The organism is Cognatiluteimonas lumbrici, assembly GCF_006476065.1.
GTDB lineage: Bacteria > Pseudomonadota > Gammaproteobacteria > Xanthomonadales > Xanthomonadaceae > Cognatiluteimonas > Cognatiluteimonas lumbrici.
Genome location: NZ_ML636798.1, coordinates 1,878,044 through 1,898,062, shown reverse-complemented (window position 1 = coordinate 1,898,062; position 20,019 = coordinate 1,878,044). Strand labels below are relative to the sequence as shown.

22 protein-coding genes and 1 tRNA gene are annotated in these 20,019 nt (G+C 71.3%); 6 read left to right on the top strand and 17 right to left on the bottom strand.

The genetic code is table 11. The features are described from left to right. Positions 1–969, bottom strand: a complete 969-nt coding sequence (locus E4F25_RS09195) for a helix-turn-helix transcriptional regulator (protein ID WP_140909845.1) — start codon at positions 967–969, stop codon at positions 1–3. Between the two features lie 43 nt (positions 970–1,012). Here E4F25_RS09195 and E4F25_RS09190 point away from each other — a divergent pair, with 43 nt between their 5' ends. Further along, positions 1,013–1,657 carry a DUF481 domain-containing protein gene (locus E4F25_RS09190; RefSeq protein ID WP_181168253.1) on the top strand — a complete coding sequence of 215 codons (645 nt, stop codon included), beginning with the start codon at positions 1,013–1,015 and terminating at the stop codon, positions 1,655–1,657. Between the two features lie 27 nt (positions 1,658–1,684). Here E4F25_RS09190 and hemC read toward each other — a convergent pair whose 3' ends face one another. The 6 genes from hemC to E4F25_RS09160 are packed head-to-tail and all read right to left on the bottom strand — an operon-like array spanning position 1,685 to position 6,466. Beyond that, the gene (hemC, locus tag E4F25_RS09185; RefSeq protein ID WP_140909843.1) at positions 1,685–2,599 is read right to left on the bottom strand and encodes a hydroxymethylbilane synthase; all 915 of its coding nucleotides are present in this window, start codon (positions 2,597–2,599) and stop codon (positions 1,685–1,687) included. A gap of 7 nt (positions 2,600–2,606) precedes the next feature. Next, positions 2,607–3,329 (bottom strand): LytR/AlgR family response regulator transcription factor, encoded by a 723-nt coding sequence (locus E4F25_RS09180; protein ID WP_140909842.1) that lies wholly within the window; start codon positions 3,327–3,329, stop codon positions 2,607–2,609. Next, positions 3,326–4,402: a sensor histidine kinase gene (locus E4F25_RS09175; RefSeq protein WP_140909841.1), complete on the bottom strand. Its 1,077-nt coding sequence runs from the start codon at positions 4,400–4,402 to the stop codon at positions 3,326–3,328. The genes E4F25_RS09180 and E4F25_RS09175 overlap by 4 nt, the downstream gene beginning before the upstream one ends. A 2-nt stretch (positions 4,403–4,404) precedes the next feature. Beyond that, entirely contained in the window at positions 4,405–5,091 is a 687-nt protein-coding gene (locus E4F25_RS09170; protein WP_140909840.1) for an alpha/beta hydrolase, read from the bottom strand. A 28-nt stretch (positions 5,092–5,119) separates the two neighbouring features. After that, entirely contained in the window at positions 5,120–5,764 is a 645-nt protein-coding gene (locus E4F25_RS09165) for a helix-turn-helix transcriptional regulator (protein WP_140909839.1), read from the bottom strand. A gap of 3 nt (positions 5,765–5,767) precedes the next feature. Next, positions 5,768–6,466 carry a hypothetical protein gene (locus E4F25_RS09160; RefSeq protein WP_140909838.1) on the bottom strand — a complete coding sequence of 233 codons (699 nt, stop codon included), beginning with the start codon at positions 6,464–6,466 and terminating at the stop codon, positions 5,768–5,770. 183 nt (positions 6,467–6,649) lie between these two features. Here E4F25_RS09160 and ada point away from each other — a divergent pair, with 183 nt between their 5' ends. After that, entirely contained in the window at positions 6,650–7,519 is an 870-nt protein-coding gene (gene ada, locus E4F25_RS09155; protein WP_246069839.1) for a bifunctional DNA-binding transcriptional regulator/O6-methylguanine-DNA methyltransferase Ada, read from the top strand. Here the strand turns inward: ada and E4F25_RS09150 are convergent. The 3 genes from E4F25_RS09150 to E4F25_RS09140 are packed head-to-tail and all read right to left on the bottom strand — an operon-like array spanning position 7,509 to position 11,172. Further along, complete coding sequence (locus E4F25_RS09150) at positions 7,509–9,668, bottom strand: TonB-dependent receptor family protein (protein ID WP_140909836.1); 2,160 nt, start codon at positions 9,666–9,668, stop codon at positions 7,509–7,511. The two genes, ada and E4F25_RS09150, sit on opposite strands and share 11 nt — an antisense overlap. A 56-nt stretch (positions 9,669–9,724) precedes the next feature. After that, the gene (locus E4F25_RS09145) at positions 9,725–10,198 is read right to left on the bottom strand and encodes a hypothetical protein (RefSeq protein ID WP_140909835.1); all 474 of its coding nucleotides are present in this window, start codon (positions 10,196–10,198) and stop codon (positions 9,725–9,727) included. 47 nt (positions 10,199–10,245) lie between these two features. After that, positions 10,246–11,172, bottom strand: a complete 927-nt coding sequence (locus tag E4F25_RS09140; protein WP_140909834.1) for a rhodanese-like domain-containing protein — start codon at positions 11,170–11,172, stop codon at positions 10,246–10,248. A 132-nt stretch (positions 11,173–11,304) separates the two neighbouring features. Between E4F25_RS09140 and E4F25_RS09135 the strand changes: the two genes are divergently transcribed. Further along, complete coding sequence (locus tag E4F25_RS09135) at positions 11,305–12,795, top strand: catalase (RefSeq protein WP_140909833.1); 1,491 nt, start codon at positions 11,305–11,307, stop codon at positions 12,793–12,795. 11 nt (positions 12,796–12,806) lie between these two features. Next, entirely contained in the window at positions 12,807–13,379 is a 573-nt protein-coding gene (locus tag E4F25_RS09130) for an NADPH-dependent FMN reductase (RefSeq protein WP_140909832.1), read from the top strand. A 4-nt stretch (positions 13,380–13,383) separates the two neighbouring features. Here E4F25_RS09130 and gltS read toward each other — a convergent pair whose 3' ends face one another. Both gltS and E4F25_RS09120 read right to left on the bottom strand, forming a co-directional pair. Continuing rightward, entirely contained in the window at positions 13,384–14,577 is a 1,194-nt protein-coding gene (gene gltS / locus E4F25_RS09125; RefSeq protein ID WP_140909831.1) for a sodium/glutamate symporter, read from the bottom strand. Between the two features lie 62 nt (positions 14,578–14,639). Beyond that, positions 14,640–15,185 (bottom strand): protein tyrosine phosphatase family protein, encoded by a 546-nt coding sequence (locus tag E4F25_RS09120; protein ID WP_140909830.1) that lies wholly within the window; start codon positions 15,183–15,185, stop codon positions 14,640–14,642. A 62-nt stretch (positions 15,186–15,247) separates the two neighbouring features. Between E4F25_RS09120 and E4F25_RS09115 the strand changes: the two genes are divergently transcribed. Together E4F25_RS09115 and E4F25_RS09110 are read left to right on the top strand one after the other, a co-directional pair. Beyond that, positions 15,248–16,033: an NRDE family protein gene (locus E4F25_RS09115; protein ID WP_140909829.1), complete on the top strand. Its 786-nt coding sequence runs from the start codon at positions 15,248–15,250 to the stop codon at positions 16,031–16,033. A gap of 17 nt (positions 16,034–16,050) precedes the next feature. Further along, positions 16,051–16,515, top strand: a complete 465-nt coding sequence (locus E4F25_RS09110; protein ID WP_140909828.1) for a cupin domain-containing protein — start codon at positions 16,051–16,053, stop codon at positions 16,513–16,515. On the opposite strand, the gene E4F25_RS09105 is transcribed toward E4F25_RS09110, so the two are convergent. The 5 genes from E4F25_RS09105 to rpoD all read right to left on the bottom strand — a co-directional run bounded on the left by E4F25_RS09105 (position 16,512) and on the right by rpoD (position 19,968). After that, positions 16,512–16,754, bottom strand: a complete 243-nt coding sequence (locus tag E4F25_RS09105; RefSeq protein WP_140909827.1) for a hypothetical protein — start codon at positions 16,752–16,754, stop codon at positions 16,512–16,514. The two genes, E4F25_RS09110 and E4F25_RS09105, sit on opposite strands and share 4 nt — an antisense overlap. 24 nt (positions 16,755–16,778) lie before the next feature. Beyond that, positions 16,779–16,851: transfer RNA gene (locus E4F25_RS09100), tRNA-Ile, on the bottom strand. 88 nt (positions 16,852–16,939) lie between these two features. Next, a complete protein-coding gene (locus tag E4F25_RS09095) occupies positions 16,940–17,638 on the bottom strand; it encodes a hypothetical protein (RefSeq protein ID WP_407062830.1) in 699 nt (232 codons plus the stop codon). 60 nt (positions 17,639–17,698) lie between these two features. Continuing rightward, positions 17,699–17,956 (bottom strand): LPP leucine zipper domain-containing protein, encoded by a 258-nt coding sequence (locus E4F25_RS09090; RefSeq protein ID WP_140909826.1) that lies wholly within the window; start codon positions 17,954–17,956, stop codon positions 17,699–17,701. A 128-nt stretch (positions 17,957–18,084) separates the two neighbouring features. Beyond that, positions 18,085–19,968, bottom strand: coding sequence for an RNA polymerase sigma factor RpoD (gene rpoD / locus E4F25_RS09085; RefSeq protein WP_140909825.1), 1,884 nt, complete (start codon positions 19,966–19,968; stop codon positions 18,085–18,087). Positions 19,969–20,019: the final 51 nt, after the last annotated feature.

Genomic DNA, 20,019 nt, shown 5'->3' with positions numbered 1-20,019 from the left:
TCAGCGGTCGTAGTTGGACAGGGCCAGCGCGAGCAGCGCGCGCGCCTGCTCGCGCAGCGGCGCCGGCTCGAGGATCTCGGCGTCGGCGCCGTAATGCAGCACGTCCATCAGCAGCTCGCGCGCGTTGCTGTAGGGCACCTTCAGCTCGTAGCGGCCGTCGGGCAGCCAGCGGCCCTGCTGCTGCGAATGCCAGTGTTCGTCGGCGACCCAGCGCGCGGCGCGCTCGTTGAACACGATCGTCGCCCAACCCTTGGGCGCGCCCGAGAAGATCCCGTAGCTGCCCGACAGGTGCTCGTCGAGGGTGGCTTCCTCGATGTCGCGGGCGGCGGCCTCGAGCATGCGCGCGCCGGAGATGCGGTCCACCGAGAAGCTGCGCAGGCCCTCGCGCTCGTGGTCCCAGGCGTCCAGGTACCAGTTGTCGCGGTAGTGGGTGATGCGCTGCGGCGACACCGTCCGCCGGGTCTTCTCGCCGGTGGAGCGCGCGCGGTACTCGAAGCCGAGCTGGCGCCGCTCCAGCACCGCCGAGCACACGATGCGGAACGCCGCCTCGTCCATCCGGCGCCCGCGGTGCGGGATCACGCGCACGCGCTGCATCGGCAGTTCCCGTCCCGGCGAATGCTCGTCGAGCAGCTTCTCGATCCGCGCCTGCAGCGGCGCCAGCGCGGTGGACAGCATGCCGCCCGAGTTGCGCGCCAGCAGCTGCTGCGCGGCCAGCAGCGCGTGCAGCTCCTCGGAGTTGAGCCACAGCCCGGGCAGCTCGAAGCGGTCGCCCTCGGCCGGGTCGTAGCGGAACCCGGCCTCGCCGTTGCCGACCACCGGCGCCATCAACGCATCGCGCAGGAACGCGAGGTCGCGGTACACGGTGGCACGCGAGCAGCCGAGCTCGTCCTGCAGCCGCGGCACCGTCACCGGCACGCGCGCGGCGCGCAGGGTGCGATGCAGGGCGATGATGCGTTCGTAGCGGTCCATGGCCGGATTATGGCGCAGCGCGCGGCGAGGCCATAATGGCCCGATGTTCTCCGCGATGTGGTTCGCGGTGCTGGGCCAGCCCGTGTTCCTGCTGCCGTTCCCCGAGGCCCCCGCGACCCCGGCCGTGGTCGCGATCGCGAGCTCGCGGGTGTCGCTCCGGCGCCCCTGCCACAGCCTCGCGTGCCTGCGCGCCGGCTGGACCCCGCTGCCGGCGGAGCCGTTGCTGGCCGGGCGCAATCCGTTCGTCCCGCGCCGCCCACTGCCGCCCTCGCGCGGTCACGGGCTGCGCGCCCCGGCCTCGCGCATCGAGTGGACCGCGACCCACGGCAGCAATTCCCGCGTCGGCGCGCGCTACGGCATGGAGATCCGCGACCCCGACACCGCGGTGCGGGTCGAGATCGGCAGCGGCTACCGCCTGCAGCCCTACGTGGACGACGGCGTCGGCGAGACCGGCCCGGTCGCGCGCGGCCGGGTCGAATGGCAGCAGCGCCTGGGCGCCTTCGCCTTGCTGCACCAGGAACTGCGCTTCGAGGCCGGCCGCAACGACACCTACGTGCGCAACGCGCTGGCGCTGGACGTGGAACTGCAGCCGAACTGGACCCTGCGCTCGCGCTTCGAGCTGAGGCACCACGAGGCCACCGGCAGCACCGCGACCGAAAGCCTGCTGCAGCTCCGCTACACCTTCTGATCCGCCGTGTTCTGACCCGCCGTGGGCTCAGGCCGGCGGCAGGAAGTCGCCGGCACCGGCCGCGAGCAGGGAGCGGGCCACGCTGGCGCCGAGCGCTTCCGGATCGTCGGCGCTGCCGCTGGCGCCTGCGCGGACCAGGCGGCCGTCTGCGGCGGAGCCGACCAGGCCATCGAGCGCGAGCCCGCCATCCTGCAGGCGGGCGAACGCCGCCACCGGCACGTGGCAGCTGCCGTGCAGGGCGCGGTTCATCGCGCGCTCGGCGCGGGTGCAGGTCCGGGTCGGCGCGTCGTCGAGCGCGGCGCACAGGGCCATGGTCGCGGCGTCGCCTTCGCGGCATTCGATCGCGATCGCGCCCTGCGCCGGCGCGGGCAGCCAGGCGGGCGTGTCGAGCCGCTCGCCGATGCGCGCCTCGAAACCCAGCCGCGCGAGCCCGGCGCAGGCCAGCACGATGGCGTCGTACTGGCCGGCGTCCAGCTTGGCGAGCCGGGTGTTGACGTTGCCGCGCAGGTCCAGCAGTTCCAGGTCGGGGCGGCGCGCACGCAGTTGCGCCTGGCGGCGCAGCGACGAGGTGCCGACGCGGGCGCCGCGGGGCAAGGCATCGAGGCTGCCATGCTTTGGGGAGACCAGCGCGTCGGCGTGGTCGGCGCGCGCCAGCACCGCCGCCAGCGCGAAGCCGGGCTCGAGGTCCATCGGCACGTCCTTGAGCGAATGCACCGCGATGTCGGCCTCGCCGCGCTGCATCGCCAGCTCCAGTTCCTTGAGGAACAGGCCCTTGCCGCCGAGGTCGGCGAGCGAGCGGTCGAGGATCTCGTCGCCGCGCGTGCTCAGCGGCACCAGCGCGACCTCGAGCCCGGGGTGGGCATCGCGCAGGCGCGCGGCCACGTGCTCGGTCTGCCACAACGCGAGCGGGCTCTTGCGGGTGGCGATGCGCAGGCGGGCCATGCGCGCATTATCCCCCGAGCGTGCGCCGCAGGGGGCCCAGGCAACGGCGCGAGACCTCCAGCGGCTGGTCACCGTGGCGCAGGATCGCGAAGGTCCTGCCCTGCGGGTCGCGCCGCAACTCGACCAGCTCGTGGCGCGCGACCAGGCAGTTGCGGTGGATACGCACGAAGCGGTCGCCGAACTCTTCTTCCAGCGACTTCAGCGATTCCTCGATCAGGTCCTGGCCGTGCGCGTGGTGCACGACCACGTACTTCTCTTCGGCTTGCAGGTAATGCACTTCGTCCACCGGCACCAGCCGCAGGCTGCCGCGCAGCCGCGCGCACAGGTGGGTACGCACATTGCCGTGCGCGCCGGCGTCCTGCGCGCGCCCGGCGGTGAAGGTGCGCACCCGCGCGAGCGCGTCGGCCAGGCGCTCGGCGCGCACCGGCTTGACCAGGTAGTCGATGGCCTGGGCGTCGAAGGCCGACAGCGCGTGCTGGTCGTAGGCGGTGCAGAACACCACCGCGGGGCGCGGCTCGAACGCGGCCAGGTGGCGCGCCACCTCCAGCCCGTCGATGCCGGGCATCGAGATGTCCAGCAGCACCAGGTCGGGATCGTGCGCCGCGCAGGCGTGCAGCGCGGCGTGGCCGTCGCCGGCCTCGGCGACGATCTCGACGTCGGCTTCGGCGGCGAGCAGCGCGCGCAGGCGGTCGCGGGCGAGCGGTTCGTCGTCGACGAGGATGACCTTCATTGCGTTCGCGGCGCCAGCGCCACGCCTGTTGGAATCCGGAGTTCGCACCGATAGTAGCCGTCGTCCGCGTGCGCGGCGCTGAGGCCGGCGCGCGGGCCGAAGGCGTGCGCGAGGCGGTCGCCGATGCTGCGCTGGGCGTGTCGCGCGCCCTCGCGCGGCGGCTCGCCGGCCCGCGGCTGCGGCGCCGGGTTGGCGACCGCGATGCGCAGCAGGTCGCCGTCCACGCGCAGCGAAATCTCGACCGTGCCGCCCTGCGCGAGCCGCGAGATGCCATGCAGGACCGCGTTCTCGACCAGCGGCTGCAGCACCAGGCGCGGCAACGGCGCGTCCCAGGGCAGGGGCTCCTCGCGCCGCCATTCCACCCGCAGGCGCGGCCCCAACCGCAGCCCCTCGATCGCGAGGTAGCGCTCGGCCAGGTGCACCTCGCCGCGGAGGTCGGAGCCGGGTTCGCCGGCACCGAGTGCGGCGCGGAACAGGTCGGACAGGTCGAGCAGCGCCTGCTCCGCCACCACCGGGTCGCGTCGCACCAGCCCGACGATGGCGTTGAGGCTGTTGAACAGGAAGTGCGGGCGGATGCGCGCCTGCAGCGCGTCCGCCTGCGCCTGCGCGCTGGCCCGCACCTGCGCCTGCCAGCCTTCGAGCACGTACAGGTAGCGCAGCACCACCGCGGTGATCAGCGCGGCGATCGCCGCACTGCCGAGGGCCCACGGCAACAGGCCGACGACCGCCGGCACCAGCCCCTGACCGAGGCTGCGGTCGAGCTGGTGGACCATCGCCGCGCCGAGCAAGGCGATCGCGAACGCGCCGCCCACCGCGGCGAGCGCGCCGAGCGCCACCGGCAGCCGCGACAGCACCCTGCGTCCGGCGCACAGCAGCACCGCGATGGTCAGCGACAGCCACAAAGCGAACGCGCTGGCCGACACGAAGCGCTCCAGCGTCCAGCCGCCATCACTGCCCGGCGCCAGCAGCAACACCAGCACCACCAGCTCGGCCACGCCGAACAGGGTCGCCAGCCGCGGCAGCCGGCACAGGTCCGGCAACCAGGGTTCCCCGTGGCGCGGCGCCCCCTGCATGCTCAGCCGCTGGCGAACCGCCGTTCCAGCCAGTCGCCCAGGTCGCGGATCTCGTCGGGGCAGACGGCGTGGGCCATCGGGTAGGCATGCCACTCGACCGCGAAGCCGAGCGACTCGAGCACCTTGCGGCTGTGCTCGCCGGCGGTGGGCGGCACCACCGGGTCCTGGCTGCCGTGGGCCATGAACACCGGCTGCCGCAGGGCCTCCGGCGCGAGGTGGGCCTGGGCCTGCGGCGCCATCGGCAGGTAGGTGGACAGGGCGACCAGTCCGGCCAGCGGCTGCTTGCGGCGCAGGCCCGCGGCGAGCGTGATCGCGCCGCCCTGGGAGAACCCGGCCAGCAGCAGCCGAGACGGCGGGATCCCGCGCTCGGCCTCGCGCGCGACCAGCGCCTCCACCTGCGCGACCGACTCGAGCACGCCGGCGCTGTCGGCGCGGTCGCCGCCGCCCAGCTCGTCGGCGCTGAAGTTGCGGATGTCGTACCAGGCACGCATGCGCATGCCGTTGTTGATCGTGACCGGGCGCACCGGCGCGTGCGGGAACACGAAGCGCAGCGCCGGCCAGCCCGGCCGCACCAGCTCCGGCACGATCGGCGCGAAGTCGTGTCCATCGGCCCCGAGGCCGTGCAGCCAGAGGACGCACCACCCGGGCGACGGGCCGGTCTCGTGTTCGACGGTCTGCAGCAGGTCCATGGGGGCATTGTGCCCGACCCGCCTGCAGTCAGGTGCGCGGCGCCTCTTTCCCCAGGCGGAACCTGCACACGTGCCCGCCGCGCACGATGCACTCCATGTGGTGCACGCGCCGGCGGCTGACGCCTTCCATGTAGGCGATGTCGAAGCGGCACACTTCCGGGTGGCGCCTGGCCAGGCCATGGAACACGCAGTTGAAGGCCTCCACCTGCCAGTCGTCGCCGTGGCGCGCCGGGATCGCCTCGTATCCCAGCGCGTCCAGGCGGTCGGCCAGGGCCCGCGCCAGCGCCTCGTTGCTTCCGTCCGGAAGCGCCGGCTGGGTCGCCGCCACCGTGCTGCCGAGCTCCTGCAGCAGGGTCCCGACCTCGTCGTTGCCGAGCTTCAGCTGCAGCTGCGCGACCAGCGCGGCGGCGATCGCGCCGTAATTGCGCGGGAACAGCTCGCGGCCTTCGCCGGTGAGCGCGTAGCGCGCCTGCGGACGCCCCCCGGTCCGCAGCGGGGCGATCCGTTGCACCAGGCCGCGCACGGTGAGGGTGGTGAGGTGCTGGCGCACCGCGTTGTGGGTGATGCGCAGGCGCTCGCACAACTCCTCGACACCCAGGCCGTCGCGGGCCTGCAGCAACTGCCGGAGGAGGCGTTGCTGGGTGTCGCCGAAGCGTGCGAGCCCTTGCGCCATGGATCAGGCCGCCTTGTCCGGGAATTGCTTCGCGATCGCATCCGCCAGCGCGTCGGCGATCATGTCCATGTGCGCCTGCATCGCCGTCCAGCTCTCTGCCTCGCCGGCGGTGTCGCCCTTCATGATCAGGCCGACCTGCTGCGCGTGGTGCGCGCCGTGCGCCAGCAGCATGCCGCGCACGGCATCTTCGGGCAGATTGGGATTGGCGCCCGCGAGGAAGGCCGCGATGGCGCCGGCGTTCGCGGTCAGGTCGTTCATCGCCTGGGTCGCGGCGGCTTCGTCGCCGCCGGCACGCGCGTCGGTCATGGCCTTGACCGCGCCCCAGTGCCCGGCGAGCAGCGTCATCATCTGTTCTCCGCCGGCGTCGCCGTAGAAGCCGGCGACCGCGTCCGCGATCTGGCGGGCATTCGCGACCACCGCGTCCGCCGCGGCATCGGCCGCGGCCTCGTCGCCGGCGTGCACCGCCAGCGCGTAGTCGCGGGAATGCACGATGTGCCCGTGCCACAGGTCGCGCATCGCGGCCTGCAGTTGCGGCGCGGCCACCTCGGAGGCAGCGCTGTCGGGGGCCGGCGCGGCGTCGGCGGCAACGGCGCTGGTGTCGGTGCCTGCCGTCGCGGCGGCGTCCGGGGAGGCCGCGCTGTCGCAGCCGGCGGCCAGGACCAGCGCGACGGTCAGTGCGAGGGGTTTCAGGGGAAGGGACATGGCAAGGGACTCCGGTCAGGTCGCCGATCGCGACGGACCCAGCATGCGCGCCCCCGACGCTACGCTCCATGTGCTTATGTGTAAAGGTTACCGGGACGAGCTCGCAATGAACCGCAAGGAGCGGAGTGCCACTGTGCCCCGGGGGTGCACAATGGCTCCGTCGCCATGCCGAAGCCCGATCCGATGCCCGCCAGCACCGCCCCCCGCCGCTCCCGCCCCGAGAGCGGCGTCCGCCACGCGGCGCTGGTCGCCGAGGCCTGCCGGCGCATCGAGCGCGCCGAGGCCGCGCCCAGCCTGGCCGAACTGGCGGCGCCGACCGGCATGAGTCCGTGGCATTTCCACCGCGTGTTCAAGGCGCAGACCGGCCTGACCCCCAAGGCCTACGCCGACGCGCACCGCGCCGGCCGCCTGCGCGAGCGGCTCGTGCGCAGCCGCACCATCACCGATGCCATCCACGACGCCGGCTTCGGCTCCAGCAGCCGTTTCTACGAGCGCTCCAGCGAGCGCCTGGGCATGCAGCCGAGCGCATGGCGCGCAGGCGGTGCGGAGGCGCGCATCCGATTCGCGATCGGACAGTGCTCGCTCGGCGCGATCCTGGTCGCCAGCAGCGACAAGGGCGTGTGCGCGATCCTGCTCGGCGACGATCCGGATGCGCTCGCGCGCGACCTGCAGGACCGCTTCCCCAAGGCCGAACTGGTGGGCGGCGACCCGGACTACGAGCGCGTGGTCGCCACCGTGGTCGGCTTCGTCGAAGCGCCGCGCATCGGCCTCGACCTGCCGCTCGACGTGCGCGGCACCGCGTTCCAGGAACGCGTGTGGCGCGCACTGCGCAAGATCCCGCCCGGCAGCAAGGCGACCTACGCGGAGATCGCGCGGCGCATCGGCGAGCCGCGCGCGGTACGCGCGGTCGCCGGCGCCTGCGCCGCCAACCACCTCGCGGTGGCGATCCCGTGCCACCGCGTGGTGCGCAGCGACGGCGGCCTGTCCGGCTACCGATGGGGCGTGGAGCGCAAGCGTCGCCTGCTCGAGCGCGAAGGCGCGATCAGAACCTGAGCCGCATGCCGACGTAGAGCGAGCGCGTTTCCCCCGCCTGCAGCAGCGCGTCGCCCGCGCCCGCGCGGTCGCGCACCGCGAGCTGCCCGACATACGCCTCGTCGCGTAGGTTGCGCACCTCGCCGAACAGCGACCAGCGCTCGCGCTCGACGCCGACGCGCAGGCCCAGCAACTGGTGCGCGCCCACCTCGTAGGTGTTGCTGAAATCCGCATGGCGCCTGCCGACCAGGTCGAACGTCGGCCCCGCGTAGAAGCCGCTGTCGTGGCGGTACATCACCTCGCCGCGGACCACGTAGCGCGGCGCGCCGGGCAAGGTGTTGTCGCCGTAGTCGGGGTCGCCGTCGAAGGAGAAGGCGTTCCAGCTCGCGCTGACCAGCGGCTCGATGCTGTGCGCACCCGCGCCCAGCGGCAGGATCGCGCCCGCGAGCACCTCGACCCCGGCATGGATGGTGCGGTCGACGTTCGAGGACAGGCTGGTGCCCGGCGCGTCGGGATCGTCGACGGAGAGGATCTCGTCGTGGACGCGCGCGTAGTACGCGGACACGTCCCACTTCCAGTGCGGCCGCGACGCGTCGCCGGCGATCGTGCCGCGCAGGCCCGCCTCCACCACGTTGCCGTGCATCGCGTCGAGCGTGGAGCCGTCGCCGCGGACGTCGTCCTCCAGTTCGAACGTGGTCGGCGCCTCGTACAGCCTGCCGAGGCTGGCATACGCCTCCGCGCCGTTGCCCAGCGCGCGGATCACGCCCAGTCGCGGGTTGAACGACGCGTAGTCCGCCTTCGGGTTGCGCAGTTCGCCGCTGGCGACCGCGGTATTGCGGACGTCGCGGCTGGTGGCGACGCCCTGCCCGCCGTAGACCAGCGTCCAGCCCGGCGCGAACTTCCAGCGATCGACGACGAACAGCTCGACGCTGCCGGAACGGTTGTCCACGCGGGTGGACAGGCCGTTGCGGCGACCGCCGTCGTTGCGGTACTGCCCACCCCACTCGCGGGTCCAGGCCAGGTTGATGCCGGCCAGCACGTCGTGGTCGCCGAAGCGCGCGTTGTAGCGCGCCATGGCCGCCGTCGTGCGCTGGTCGGTGTCCTTGAGCAGGCTGAACACCTCGGTCGGCGGCTGCGGCCCCGGGCCGTCGAAGTCCACCATCACCTTGTCCACGATCGGGTGGTAGAGGTGCTGGTCGTCGCGGGACACGCCGAACTCGAAACGGCGCCCGTCACCGGCGTGCCACGTGCCCTTCGCCGCCAGCCTCGTGGTACGCACGTTCAACTGGTAGTTGCCGGAGACCGCGGACGGCTGCGCCTGGTACGGGTCGGCGTCGAACTGCGCGCGCGTGAGCGGGCCGGCGAGTTCCTCGTCGCTGTCGATCCAGGTGGCGAACACGCGCAGGTCGAAGCCGTCGCCCTGCTGCCAGCCCGCGTTGGCGTACAGCGCGCCGCGGTCCTGCCGGCTGTGCACGCGGTAGCCGTCGCGCTCCTTCGCGTCGAGCGTCACCATGCCGTCGAAGTCGCCCGATACGCCGCCCAGCGTCACCCGCGCATTGCGCAGGCCATGGCTGCCCGCGGCCAGGAACGCCTGGCTGCCGGGGCTGTTGCGCGCGGTCGGCGAGGTGAAGTCGACCGCGCCGCCAAGGGTGCTGGCGCCGTAGGTCAGCGCGTTGGCGCCGCGCGCGACGACCACGTGCCGCGCCGCGGCCGGATCCAGCGCGCGGTTGTGGTTGTTGCCGTCGGCGGTGGTCACCGGCAGGCCGTCCTGGAACAGCTTCATGCCGTTGCCGTCGTAGCCGGTCGCGTCGAGGTTTGAACCGCGGCTCGAGAAGTACACCGCGTCGCCGCCGGTGCCGCTCTCCGTCCACAGCCCCGGCACGTAGCGCAGGGCGTCCGACATGTTGTTGACGGGCCGCTGGTAGAAGGCTTCGCCGTCGAGCAGGCTGACGCCGCCCGGGACGAGCGCGCGCTCGGCCTCGTTCGGGTCGCGCGTACCGCTCACCCGCACCGCCTCGAGCGTGGTCATCTGGGGGTCCGCCGCGGGGTCGGCATCGGCCTCCGCCTCGGCGGGGGCGTCCGCAACGGCGGGCAGGGGAAAACACAGCACGGCCACGACGGCCGCGGACAGGCACGACGCACGCAGCGCCGCGCGGAAAAGGCTGGACATCTGGATCTCCTGAACACGAAAGGTCGCGCTTGGCGCGCGTTCGAACGCCTTCGGTGTCAGGAGAGGGGCGGCCCGCGGGAGCCGAGCCCGCAGGGGTGCAGGTAGCCCAGCCGCGCGGTGCGCAACGGCGGATACCAGCGGTCGTGCTCCCGCCCGGTGGCCGGCGGCAAGGGAAGGACGGCGACCGGCAGCACCGACGCGAGCAGCGGGCAGTAGGCACAGTCGGCATGCCCCTCGTGCGGGGCGGGTCGTGGCGAATCCGGCGCCTCGCCCGGCCCGCCCGCGTCCGGCGACCCGGCGGCGTGGCCGTGCGCAGCTTCGTGGCCAGCGTCATGCCCATGGCCGTGGTCGTGCGCGTGCCCGGCCATCTCCCCGGCCGCCGAAACCGAAGGGGCCGGACCGCCGGGGACCTGCCCGGCCAGGCGCCCGCTGGTCGGCAACAGCACCAGCGCCAGCACCGCGAACAGCGCCAGCGCGGCCATCGCCCGTGCGAAGCCGGTCCACCTGCCCGTGGCGCGAATGAGAACCATTACTGTCTATTATGCGCCACGCGGGGCCGTCGGCGCGACTGCTGGGATCAGCGGGGCGCACCCCCGGCGACCGGCCGGCCATCCGCGTGCCAGGCCTCGAAGCCGCCCGCCAGCGGACGCACCCGCCGGAATCCGTGCGCCTTCAGTTGCCGCGCGACCAGCGCGGCGGAAGCTTCGTTGGGGCAGTCGCAGTAGACGACGACTTCCTGTTGCTCCCCCGGGGCGAGCTCCGCGATCCGGTCCGCCAGGATCGCCCCGGGGATCCAGCCCGACGCTTCCCGCATCGCCGCCGGACGCACGTCCACCACCAGCGGTCGTTGCCCGGACTGGAACAGCCCATGGAGTTCCGCCGGCGTGATCCTGGCCATGCCGACCAGGCGCATGAAGCGCCTGCGCTTCCACCATTTCCAGCCGATGAAGGCAGCCAGCGCGACCAGCACCAGCCATCCACCTGCGCGGCCCATGGCCTCGATCGTCAGCAGCACCTCGCCCACCGCCTCGTGGAACAGCACGCCGAGCGCGACCGCGAACCCTGCCCAGAGCGCCGCGCCGATGCCGTCGAACAGGGCGAATCGCGCGATCGGAGTGCGCGTATGTCCGGCCAGGGTGGTCGCGACCGCCGCGAAACCAGGAACGAATTTGGCGACGATCAGCGCCGGCGGCCCCCAGCGCGCATAGATCCCGCGCGTGGTGCTGACGCACGAGTCCGGGGACAGGGAAAGCCTGCACATCATCCCGATCAGTCGCATACCGAAGCGGCGCCCGCCGGCGTACCACAGCAAATCGGCAAGCACGGCCGCCACCATCGCCACCACGACGATCGGCCAGGCGGGCTGCCCCTGCTCCACCGCCACCGCGCTGGCGAGCACGATCGGCGGCCACGCCGGCACCGGAATCCCGCCCTGGTCGAGCAGCACCGCCAGGAACACGAACCAGAGGCCGTAGTCCGCGATCAGGGGCAGCAGGACGTCCATGGCCGCGGATTCTAGCGACAGCGCGTTCCGGGACACGGTTCCATGCATGGATCAGAGCGTCTCCCTGGCGTGAGTCCTGCACGAGCGCGAGAAGCGCAGACTGGGCGGGACGACCGAAAAGAGAGAAAAGCAATGAAAATCGACCCCAAGGCCGCCTCCACCACGGGCGCGGGCGCCCCGGCGCCGAGCGACCGCAACTCCCTGACCATGGGCCCCGACGGCCCGATCCTCCTGCACGACGTGCACCTCGTCGAGCAGCTCGCGCACTTCAACCGCGAGAAGGTGATCGAGCGCCAGCCGCACGCCAAGGGCTCCGGCGCGTTCGGCGTGTTCGAGACCACCGGCGACGTGTCGAAGTACACCAAGGCCTCGCTGTTCCAGCCGGGTGCCAGGACCGACCTGCTGCTGCGCTTCTCCACCGTCGCCGGCGAGCAGGGCAGCCCCGACACCTGGCGCGACGTGCGTGGCTTCTCGATCAAGTTCTACACCGCCGAAGGCAACTACGACCTGGTCGGCAACAACACCCCGGTCTTCTTCGTGCGCGACCCGATGAAGTTCCCGCACTTCATTCGCAGCCAGAAGCGCCTGCCCGACTCCGGCCTGCGCGACAACCACATGCAGTGGGACTTCTGGACCAGCAATCCGGAGACCGCGCACCAGGTCGCCTACCTGATGGGCCCGCGCGGGCTGCCGCGCACCTGGCGGCACATGAACGGCTACGGCTCGCACACCTACCTGTGGATCAACGCCGCTGGCGAGAAGTCCTGGGTCAAGTACCACTTCCACACCGAGCAGGGCATGGAATTCCTGGACAACGCCGGCGCGGTGGAGATGGCCGGGCTGGATGCCGACTTCCACCGCCGCGACCTGTTCGGGGCGATCGCGCGCGGCGAATTCCCGAAGTGGAAGCTGTCGGTGCAGGTGATGCCGTACGCGGACGCGAAGACCTACCGCTTCAACCCCTTCGACCTGACCAAGGTGTGGCCGCACGCCGACTACCCGCTGATCCCGGTCGGCACGCTGACGCTCAACCGCAACCCGGAGAACTTCTTCGCCCAGGTCGAGCAGGCGGCGTTCTCGCCGGGCAACACGGTGCCGGGCATCGGGCTGTCGCCGGACAAGATGCTGCTGGCGCGCTCGTTCGCCTATGCCGACGCCCAGCGCAACCGGATCGGCGCGAACTTCCACCAGCTACCAGTCAACCAGCCGAAGGTGCCGGTGAACACCTACATGTTCGACGGCCCGATGGCCTACCACCACAGCGGCGCCGCCCCGGTCCACGCCACCAACAGCGGCGGTCGTCCCTGGGCGGACGCCACCGGCCCGGTCGAGGACGGCTGGGAGGCCGACGGCCCGATGGTTCGCGCCGCCTACACCCTGCGTGCGGATGATGACGACTTCGGCCAGGCCGGAACCCTGGTGCGCCGTGTCTTCACGGACGCGGAGCGCGAGGCGCTGGTCGAACAGGTTGCCGGCAGCCTGCTCGGTGGCGTGCGCAGCCCCGTGCTGGAGCGCGCCTTCGAGTACTGGAAGAACATCGATCCCGATGTCGGCCAGCGGATCGAGGAGCGCGTGCGCCGAGGAGGCGCCGAGGAACCCGCCGCGGGCATGGGCGAAGCATGAGGAGCACGACGATGAAGACCTACAACGTCGGTTATCTGGTCGGCAGCATGGCCAAGGAGTCGATCAACCGGAAACTTGCCGGGGCGCTGGTCAAGCTCGCGCCGGAGCAGCTCAAGTTCCGCGAGATCCGGTTCGACGACCTGCCGATCTACAGCTACGACTACGACGCCGACTATCCCGAGGCCGGGCGCCGCTTCAAGAAGGACATCGAGAGCTCCGACGCGATCCTGATCGTGACCCCGGAGTACAACCGCTCGATCCCCGGCGGCCTCAAGAACGCCATCGACTGGGCCAGCCGTCCCTGGGGCAAGAACTCGTTCGCGCACATCCCCTCGGGCGTGATCGGTACCTCGCCCGGCGCGATCGGCACCGCGGTCGGCCAGCAGCACCTGCGCAGCATCCTCGGCTTCCTCAACTCGCCGCAGATGAACGCGCCGGAGGCCTACATCCAGTTCAAGGACGGCATGATCAACGATGCCGGGGAAATCGCGGACGAATCGACGGCGAAGTTCCTGCGCAACTACCTCGACGAGTTCCACGAGTTCGTCGCGCGGGTGCTGACGGTGCTGCCGCGCGACGCCTGAGGCCTCAGGCGAACGCGTTGATGAAGAAGGTGATGATCAGCGCGTTCGTGAAGTCGATGAAGAAGGCGCCCACCAGCGGTGCCACCAGGAATGCGCGCGGCGCGGCGCCGTAGCGCTCGACCAGGGTGCGCATCACCGCCATCGCGTTGGCGGTGGTGCCGAGCATGAAGCCGATGAATCCGCCGCCCATCACCGCGGCGTCGTAGTCGCGCCCCATCACCCGGAACACCACCAGGCAGAACGCGGCGACGATCGCCACCTGCAGGCCCAGGTTCACCAGCAGCGGCATCGCCAGTCCGGCCAGTTCCCACAGCCGCAGGTTCATCAGCGCCACCGACAGGAACAGCGCCAGGCAGACGTTGCCGACCAGTTCGATCGTCGGCACCGACAGCTTGATCCAGCCGGTGGCGTCGTCGAGGTTGCGGATGACCGCGCCGACCAGCATCGCGCCGACGTAGGCCGGCAGCGTCACGCCCGTGGCCGAGATCCAGCCGCTGACGCCGGCGCCGATCCACATCGCCACCAGGATCACGACGATGCTCTTCAGCGCGCTGTACTCGCGCTGCGCCTCGGTCTGCAGGTGGCCGCTGGCGCCTTCCGTCGGCGCGTCGTGGTCCCGCGGGTCGCTCGCGACCAGCCGGAAGCGCCGCACCAGCACCGTGATGATCGGTCCACCGACCAGGCCGCCGAGGACGATGCCGGCCATCGCCGAGGCCACCGCGATCGACTCGGCCCCGCGGATGCCGGCTTCTTCGAACAGCGGCGCGAACGCAAGGCCGGTGGCCGGGCCGCCGGTCAGCGTGGTCGAGCCGGCGAGCACGCCGAACAGCGGCGGCAGGTCGAAGCCGACCGCCACCGCCATGCCCACCAGGTTCTGCACCACCGCGAACACCGAGGCCAGCGCGAGGAACACGATCACCTGGCCGCCGCTGATCTTCAGCAGCTTCAGGCTGGCGTTGAAGCCGATCGTGGTGAAGAACGCGATCATCAGCGGCGTCTGCAGCGCCGTGTCCATCGTCCACAGCGTCGTTTCGCGCGAGTGCGCGAACCACGCCACCAGCGCGAACACCAGGCCGCCGATCACCGGCGGCGGCAGGTTGTAGCGCCCGAGGAGGGGGATGGCGCGGCACAGGCCGTAGCCGAGAAACAGGGCGAGGCCGGCGACCGCCAGCGTCTGGACGGCATCGAGCTGCAGCAAGGCGGAGTCCCCTCGGGCGTGCGGCCGGCCACGATGCCGGCCCCGCGCGATCCGCGCAACCGCTATTGGTCGGGCATCGCCGCCAGCCGCTCGCGCACCGCGCCCTCGAGCGAGCGCAAGCCCCACGCGCGGCCTTCGGAAATCGCCTCCTCGACCGGCTTGCCCTCGATCCAGGCGGCGCGCAGCGCTGCCATCGCGCCGACGCGGTTGCTGCTGGCGCAGTGCACCAGCAGGGGACCATCGGCCTCGGCGAGCAGGCGGTCGAAGGCGGCCACGCGCTCGCGGCCCAGGTCATCCGCGCCGGCGATGGGCAGGTTGTCGTAGCGGATGCCGGCGGCGCGCATGGCTCCGGCTTCGTCGAAACCGGGCGTCTCGCCGTCGGGGCGCAGGTCGATCACATGGCGGATGCCGGCCGCAGCGATCGCCGGCACGTCGTCCGGGCCGACATCGCCGGCCGTGTGGATGCCTGGCCGCGGGTGCCCGAGGTTCGGCAGTTGCAGGGCCGCTGCCGGGGCTTCGGCCGTGGCCCCCTGCGACGTGGGTGCCGGTACCTGGGAACAGGCCGCGAGCGCGACCAACAGCGCCGTGGCGACGACGGGACGGACCATGCCTGCCTCCTGCAACCGGGCGATGCACCATCCTACCCAACGGCCACGTCTATGATGGCGGCATGTGCCTGATCGCCCTCGCCAGCGGGCGGCACCCGGCCTACCCGCTGGTGCTGATCGCCAACCGCGACGAGCTGCACGCGCGCCCGGCCGCGCCGGCCGGGCCGGATCCGGAGCACCCGCAGGTGTACGGCGGGCGCGACCTGTTGCAGGGCGGAAGCTGGCTGCTGGCCTCGCGCCGCGGACGGCTCGCGGCGGTCACCAACGTGCGCGTGCGTCCGCTCGACGCGACATTCCCGCGCTCGCGCGGCGAACTCGTGCGCGGCTTCGCGGTGAACGAAAGCGATGCCGATGCGTGGCTCGATGCGCTCGCGCCGGTGGCCGGCGAGCATGGTCCGTTCAACCTGCTGCTGTGGGACGGAAATGCGTTGGCGTTCGCCAGCAACCATCCACGGTTCGAACGGCAACCGGTAGCGCCTGGACTGCACGCGGTGTCCAACGGCGCCTTCGATGCGCCATGGCCGAAGAGCAACCTGTCCAGCCGCGCGCTGTCCGCGTGGCTCGAGCGCGGCCCGCCCGCGGACGCGCGCGAAGCCGACGTGTCGCCGCTGCTCGACTCGCTGGCCGACCGCACGCCGGCGCCGGACGCCGCGCTGCCGGACACCGGCATCGGACTGGAACTGGAACGCCGGCTGTCGCCGCCGTTCGTGCGCGATCCGACCTACGGCACGCGCTGCAGCACGGTGGTGCTGGTGCAGCACGGCGGCATCCGCTTCGTCGAGCGCCGCTTCGGCCCCGATGCGGAGGTGCTCGGCGAAAGCGACGCGTGGCTGCCGCGCGACCCCTGACGACGAGGAGTTTTCCCTTGAAGAAGATCGACGTCGCCTCGCTCCCGGTGCACCGCGGCAGCGGTTATCCAGCGCCCTTCGACGCCGCGTGCCGCGAGCGCCTGCGGCAGCGTCTCGGCGATGCCGCCGGGCTCGCCCAGTTCGGCGTCAACCTGCTGCGGCTGCCGCCGGGGGCCTGGTCGAGCCAGCGCCACTGGCACTCGGCCGAGGACGAGTTCGTCTACGTGCTCGAGGGCGAGGTGGTGCTGGTGACCGACGACGGCGAGGAGACGCTGCGTGCCGGCGACTGCGCGGGCTTCCCCGCGGGCGAAGCAAACGGCCACCACCTGCAGAACCGCAGTGAGGCCGGGGTGGTGCTGCTGGAAGTCGGCAGCCGGCGCCCGGACAACGACGCCGTGGACTATCCCGGCATCGACCTCAGGCTGGACGCGGGCGACCGCGGCTACCGCCACCGCGACGGCACGCCGTACGACGCCGGCTAGCGCGCGCCGTAGGCCAGTTCGTCCATCATCTCGGCGAAGCGCGTCCAGTCGATGCGCTTCCTGGTCTGCCGGCTGGCGCCGCGCCAGTAGATCGAGCCGCGGCCGACCTCCAGTTCGCCAAGCTTCTGGCGACTGGCGAACACTTCCAGCTTCAGCGCGGACTTCGCCTTCACCAGCTCGACGTTGGTGAGCTCGGCGAGCACCCGGTGCTTGCGCTTCGCAACCCGCTTCGTGGCCATCGCGCGTGCCTCCGTCGTTGTGTCTGGGCCCACCAGGACTCGAACCTGGAACCAAAGGATTATGAGTCCTCTGCTCTAACCATTGAGCTATAGGCCCCCAGCAGCCGGATTATGGAGGAAAGCAAACGCCCCGCGCTGGGCGGGGCGTCCGTGTGGTGCGACTGCGCGGTTGGCTCAGCCTTTGCTCACTGGCTCGCGGAACGGGCGAGTTTTCCGTCGCTGTCCTGCATGGTGGCACGGCTTTGCACGAACTCCGGGAAGGTCTCCTCCAGCGGCTCCTTGTCCGGCAGGATGTAGAACACCCCGCCCTTCTCGAACGCCGGGGCGACGACCTGCTCGTAGAAGTCGGGCGCGACGTTGATGCAGCCGTGCGTGACGCGGTTGTCGTCCGGGGTCGGCGACGCGAGGCGTTGCGGACGCCGCTCCGATGGCACGCCGGTCGCCGTCGGATGCATGGACACCGCGGAGTCGTAGTCCACCCACAGCACGCGCCCGGCGTCCAGCGACGGCCCGAAACCGCCGACGAAACGACCGGCCGGCGTGGTCCGGTCACGGCCCGGGATTTCGCGGAGCGCGAGCCCTGCAATGCCGGGCGCCGAATGGTCGCCGACCGCGGACCCGAACAACCCGGGCGCGGCACCACGGAGCCGTCCTTTTCCGTCGAACACCAGGATCTGCGCGGCGGCCTTGTCGATGATCGCGAACGGATAGCCTTCGGTGTCGTTGGTCGCGACGACCCACCCGGCGAGTTCGATCACCGTCTCGGACACGTCCTGGCCGGACGGAAGCTGGTCGACCGCGGATTTCGACGCGGCGGGAGCGTCGGCGTCCTCGGCGCTCGCCACGCCCACGCTCGCGAACGCCAGCACGAGTGCCAGCGCCAGCGAGCGGGAGGTGGCCCGGAGCGCGAACTGCCGGTGCGTCACGGGATCAGGCGACACCGGTCAGCCGCGCGGCACGCGGCCAGGCGACGATTCCAGGTTCCGGACCCGGCCTTCGATCTGGTCGAGCCGCTGGTTGGCCCGCTGGGCTTCGCGGTTGGCGGCTTCGGCGCTCTGGGCCGCGCCCTGCACCCGCGCATCCAACTGGTCGAGGCGCGAGTTGATCGTTGCGAACTCGTCCGTGTAGGTGGCGCAGCCGGACAGGCCCACGATGGCGAAGATCGCCATGCCGAGCGCCATGTTCTTCCTGGTCAGGGACATTCCATTACTCCTTCGACTTGGGGGCATCGGAGACCTTGCCCCGCGATGCGTGGTTGGCCCGTGAAGGCCCCGGAAAGCGAACGCCCCGCACTGGGCGGGGCGTTCGTCATGACCGGCGGGCGCTTGACTTACTCGATGTCGAGGAAGCTCCGCAGCTGCTCCGAGCGGCTGGGATGGCGCAGCTTGCGCAGGGCCTTGGCCTCGATCTGGCGGATGCGCTCGCGGGTGACGTCGAACTGCTTGCCGACCTCCTCGAGGGTGTGGTCGGTGTTCATGTCGATGCCGAAGCGCATGCGCAGCACCTTGGCCTCCCGCGGGGTCAGCCCGGCGAGCACGTCGCGCACCGTCTCCATCAGGTTGGTGTCGGTGGTCGCGTCGATCGGGGACATCACGTTGGTGTCCTCGATGAAGTCGCCCAGGTGCGAGTCCTCGTCGTCGCCGATCGGGGTCTCCATGGAGATCGGCTCCTTGGCGATCTTCATGACCTTGCGGATCTTGTCCTCCGGCATCTCCATTTCCTTGGCCAGCTCCTCCGGCGTCGCCTCGCGGCCGAACTGCTGGAGCATCTGGCGGGAGATGCGGTTCAACTTGTTGATCGTCTCGATCATGTGCACCGGGATGCGGATGGTGCGCGCCTGGTCGGCGATCGAGCGGGTGATCGCCTGGCGGATCCACCAGGTGGCGTAGGTCGAGAACTTGTAGCCGCGGCGGTACTCGAACTTGTCCACCGCCTTCATCAGGCCGATGTTGCCTTCCTGGATCAGGTCCAGGAACTGCAGGCCGCGGTTGGTGTACTTCTTGGCGATCGAGATCACCAGGCGCAGGTTGGCCTCGACCATCTCCTTCTTGGCCTTGCGCGCCTTGGCCTCGCCGTAGGCCATGGTGCGGCTGATCTCCTTGATGTCGGCCAGCGTCACCATCATCGCCTTCTCGATGGCGATGGTCGCTTCCTGCTCGGCGATGATCTGGTCCTTGACCTCGCGCAGGCCGCTGGACCACTTCTGCTTGCGCTTGAGGACGTCGTCCACCCAGCCCAGGTTGGTCTGGTTGCCTTCCCAGGCGCGGATGAAGTCCTTGCGCGGCATCTTCGCCTTGCGCACGGCCAGGTCGAGGATGCGGCGCTCGTGGTCCTTGATGTCGTTGAGGATGTCGCGGACCTTCTTGACCAGCACGTCCACCAGCGGCAGCGGCAGCTTGAGGGTCATGAACAGCGCGGACATCTCCTCGCGCAGCTTCAGCGCCTGCTTGTGCTCGGGGCCGTGCTTGGCGTAGACCTTCTCGAACTTGGCATGCATCGCGGCCAGCTCGGTGAAGCGGCGCTCGACCTCGGCCGGATCCGGGCCGGTCGGGCCGGTGTCGGCCTCGGCGGTGTCGTCGTCGTCCTCGTCCTCGGCGTCCTCGTCCTCGTCGGCGTCCTTGTCCGTGGCGGCGGGCTCTTCCTCGCGGACCGGCGCGGCGGTGACCTCGGACTCTTCCTCGAGGTGGTCGTTGAACCCGGCGATCAGCTCGGCCAGGCGCTTCTTGCCGGCCTTGTGCAGCTCCCAGTCCTCGAGCAGCAGGCTGATCGTCCACGGGAAGCTGGCCAGCGAGGACAGCATCTGGTTGAGGCCTTCCTCGATCCGCTTGGCGATCGCGATCTCGCCCTCGCGGGTGAGCAGCTCGACCGTGCCCATCTCGCGCATGTACATGCGCACCGGATCGGTGGTGCGGCCGCCCTCCGCGTCGAGCGCGGACAGGGTGGCGGCGGCTTCCTCGGCGGCGGTGTCGTCGACGTCGCGGCCGCTGCCGGACTGGCCGGTGAGCAGCAGGGTCTCGACGTCGGGCGCGACCTCGTGCACCTCGATGCCCATGCCGTTGATCATGCCGATGATGTCTTCGATCTGCTCCGGATCGACCATGTCGTCGGGCAGGTGGTCGTTGACTTCGGCATAAGTCAGGTAGCCCTGCTCCAGGCCCTTGCTGATCAGGGTCTTGATGTCGGATTGCGGAGCAGTCTGCCGTTCGTTGGCCATGGGCGCGTTCACCGGGGAAGTGATGGCGGAAAGAACCCTGCATTATACTCC

Bases quoted from the DNA above. Each gene is read 5' to 3' on its own strand.
- E4F25_RS09195 (WP_140909845.1), bottom strand. From the start codon at position 969: ATGGACCGCTACGAACGCATCATCGCCCTGCATCGCACCCTGCGCGCC.
- E4F25_RS09190 (WP_181168253.1), top strand. From the start codon at position 1,013: ATGTTCTCCGCGATGTGGTTCGCGGTGCTGGGCCAGCCCGTGTTCCTG.
- hemC (WP_140909843.1), bottom strand. From the start codon at position 2,599: ATGGCCCGCCTGCGCATCGCCACCCGCAAGAGCCCGCTCGCGTTGTGG.
- E4F25_RS09180 (WP_140909842.1), bottom strand. From the start codon at position 3,329: ATGAAGGTCATCCTCGTCGACGACGAACCGCTCGCCCGCGACCGCCTG.
- E4F25_RS09175 (WP_140909841.1), bottom strand. From the start codon at position 4,402: ATGCAGGGGGCGCCGCGCCACGGGGAACCCTGGTTGCCGGACCTGTGC.
- E4F25_RS09170 (WP_140909840.1), bottom strand. From the start codon at position 5,091: ATGGACCTGCTGCAGACCGTCGAACACGAGACCGGCCCGTCGCCCGGG.
- E4F25_RS09165 (WP_140909839.1), bottom strand. From the start codon at position 5,764: ATGGCGCAAGGGCTCGCACGCTTCGGCGACACCCAGCAACGCCTCCTC.
- E4F25_RS09160 (WP_140909838.1), bottom strand. From the start codon at position 6,466: ATGTCCCTTCCCCTGAAACCCCTCGCACTGACCGTCGCGCTGGTCCTG.
- ada (WP_246069839.1), top strand. From the start codon at position 6,650: ATGCCCGCCAGCACCGCCCCCCGCCGCTCCCGCCCCGAGAGCGGCGTC.
- E4F25_RS09150 (WP_140909836.1), bottom strand. From the start codon at position 9,668: ATGTCCAGCCTTTTCCGCGCGGCGCTGCGTGCGTCGTGCCTGTCCGCG.
- E4F25_RS09145 (WP_140909835.1), bottom strand. From the start codon at position 10,198: ATGGTTCTCATTCGCGCCACGGGCAGGTGGACCGGCTTCGCACGGGCG.
- E4F25_RS09140 (WP_140909834.1), bottom strand. From the start codon at position 11,172: ATGGACGTCCTGCTGCCCCTGATCGCGGACTACGGCCTCTGGTTCGTG.
- E4F25_RS09135 (WP_140909833.1), top strand. From the start codon at position 11,305: ATGAAAATCGACCCCAAGGCCGCCTCCACCACGGGCGCGGGCGCCCCG.
- E4F25_RS09130 (WP_140909832.1), top strand. From the start codon at position 12,807: ATGAAGACCTACAACGTCGGTTATCTGGTCGGCAGCATGGCCAAGGAG.
- E4F25_RS09120 (WP_140909830.1), bottom strand. From the start codon at position 15,185: ATGGTCCGTCCCGTCGTCGCCACGGCGCTGTTGGTCGCGCTCGCGGCC.
- E4F25_RS09115 (WP_140909829.1), top strand. From the start codon at position 15,248: ATGTGCCTGATCGCCCTCGCCAGCGGGCGGCACCCGGCCTACCCGCTG.
- E4F25_RS09105 (WP_140909827.1), bottom strand. From the start codon at position 16,754: ATGGCCACGAAGCGGGTTGCGAAGCGCAAGCACCGGGTGCTCGCCGAG.
- E4F25_RS09090 (WP_140909826.1), bottom strand. From the start codon at position 17,956: ATGTCCCTGACCAGGAAGAACATGGCGCTCGGCATGGCGATCTTCGCC.
- rpoD (WP_140909825.1), bottom strand. From the start codon at position 19,968: ATGGCCAACGAACGGCAGACTGCTCCGCAATCCGACATCAAGACCCTG.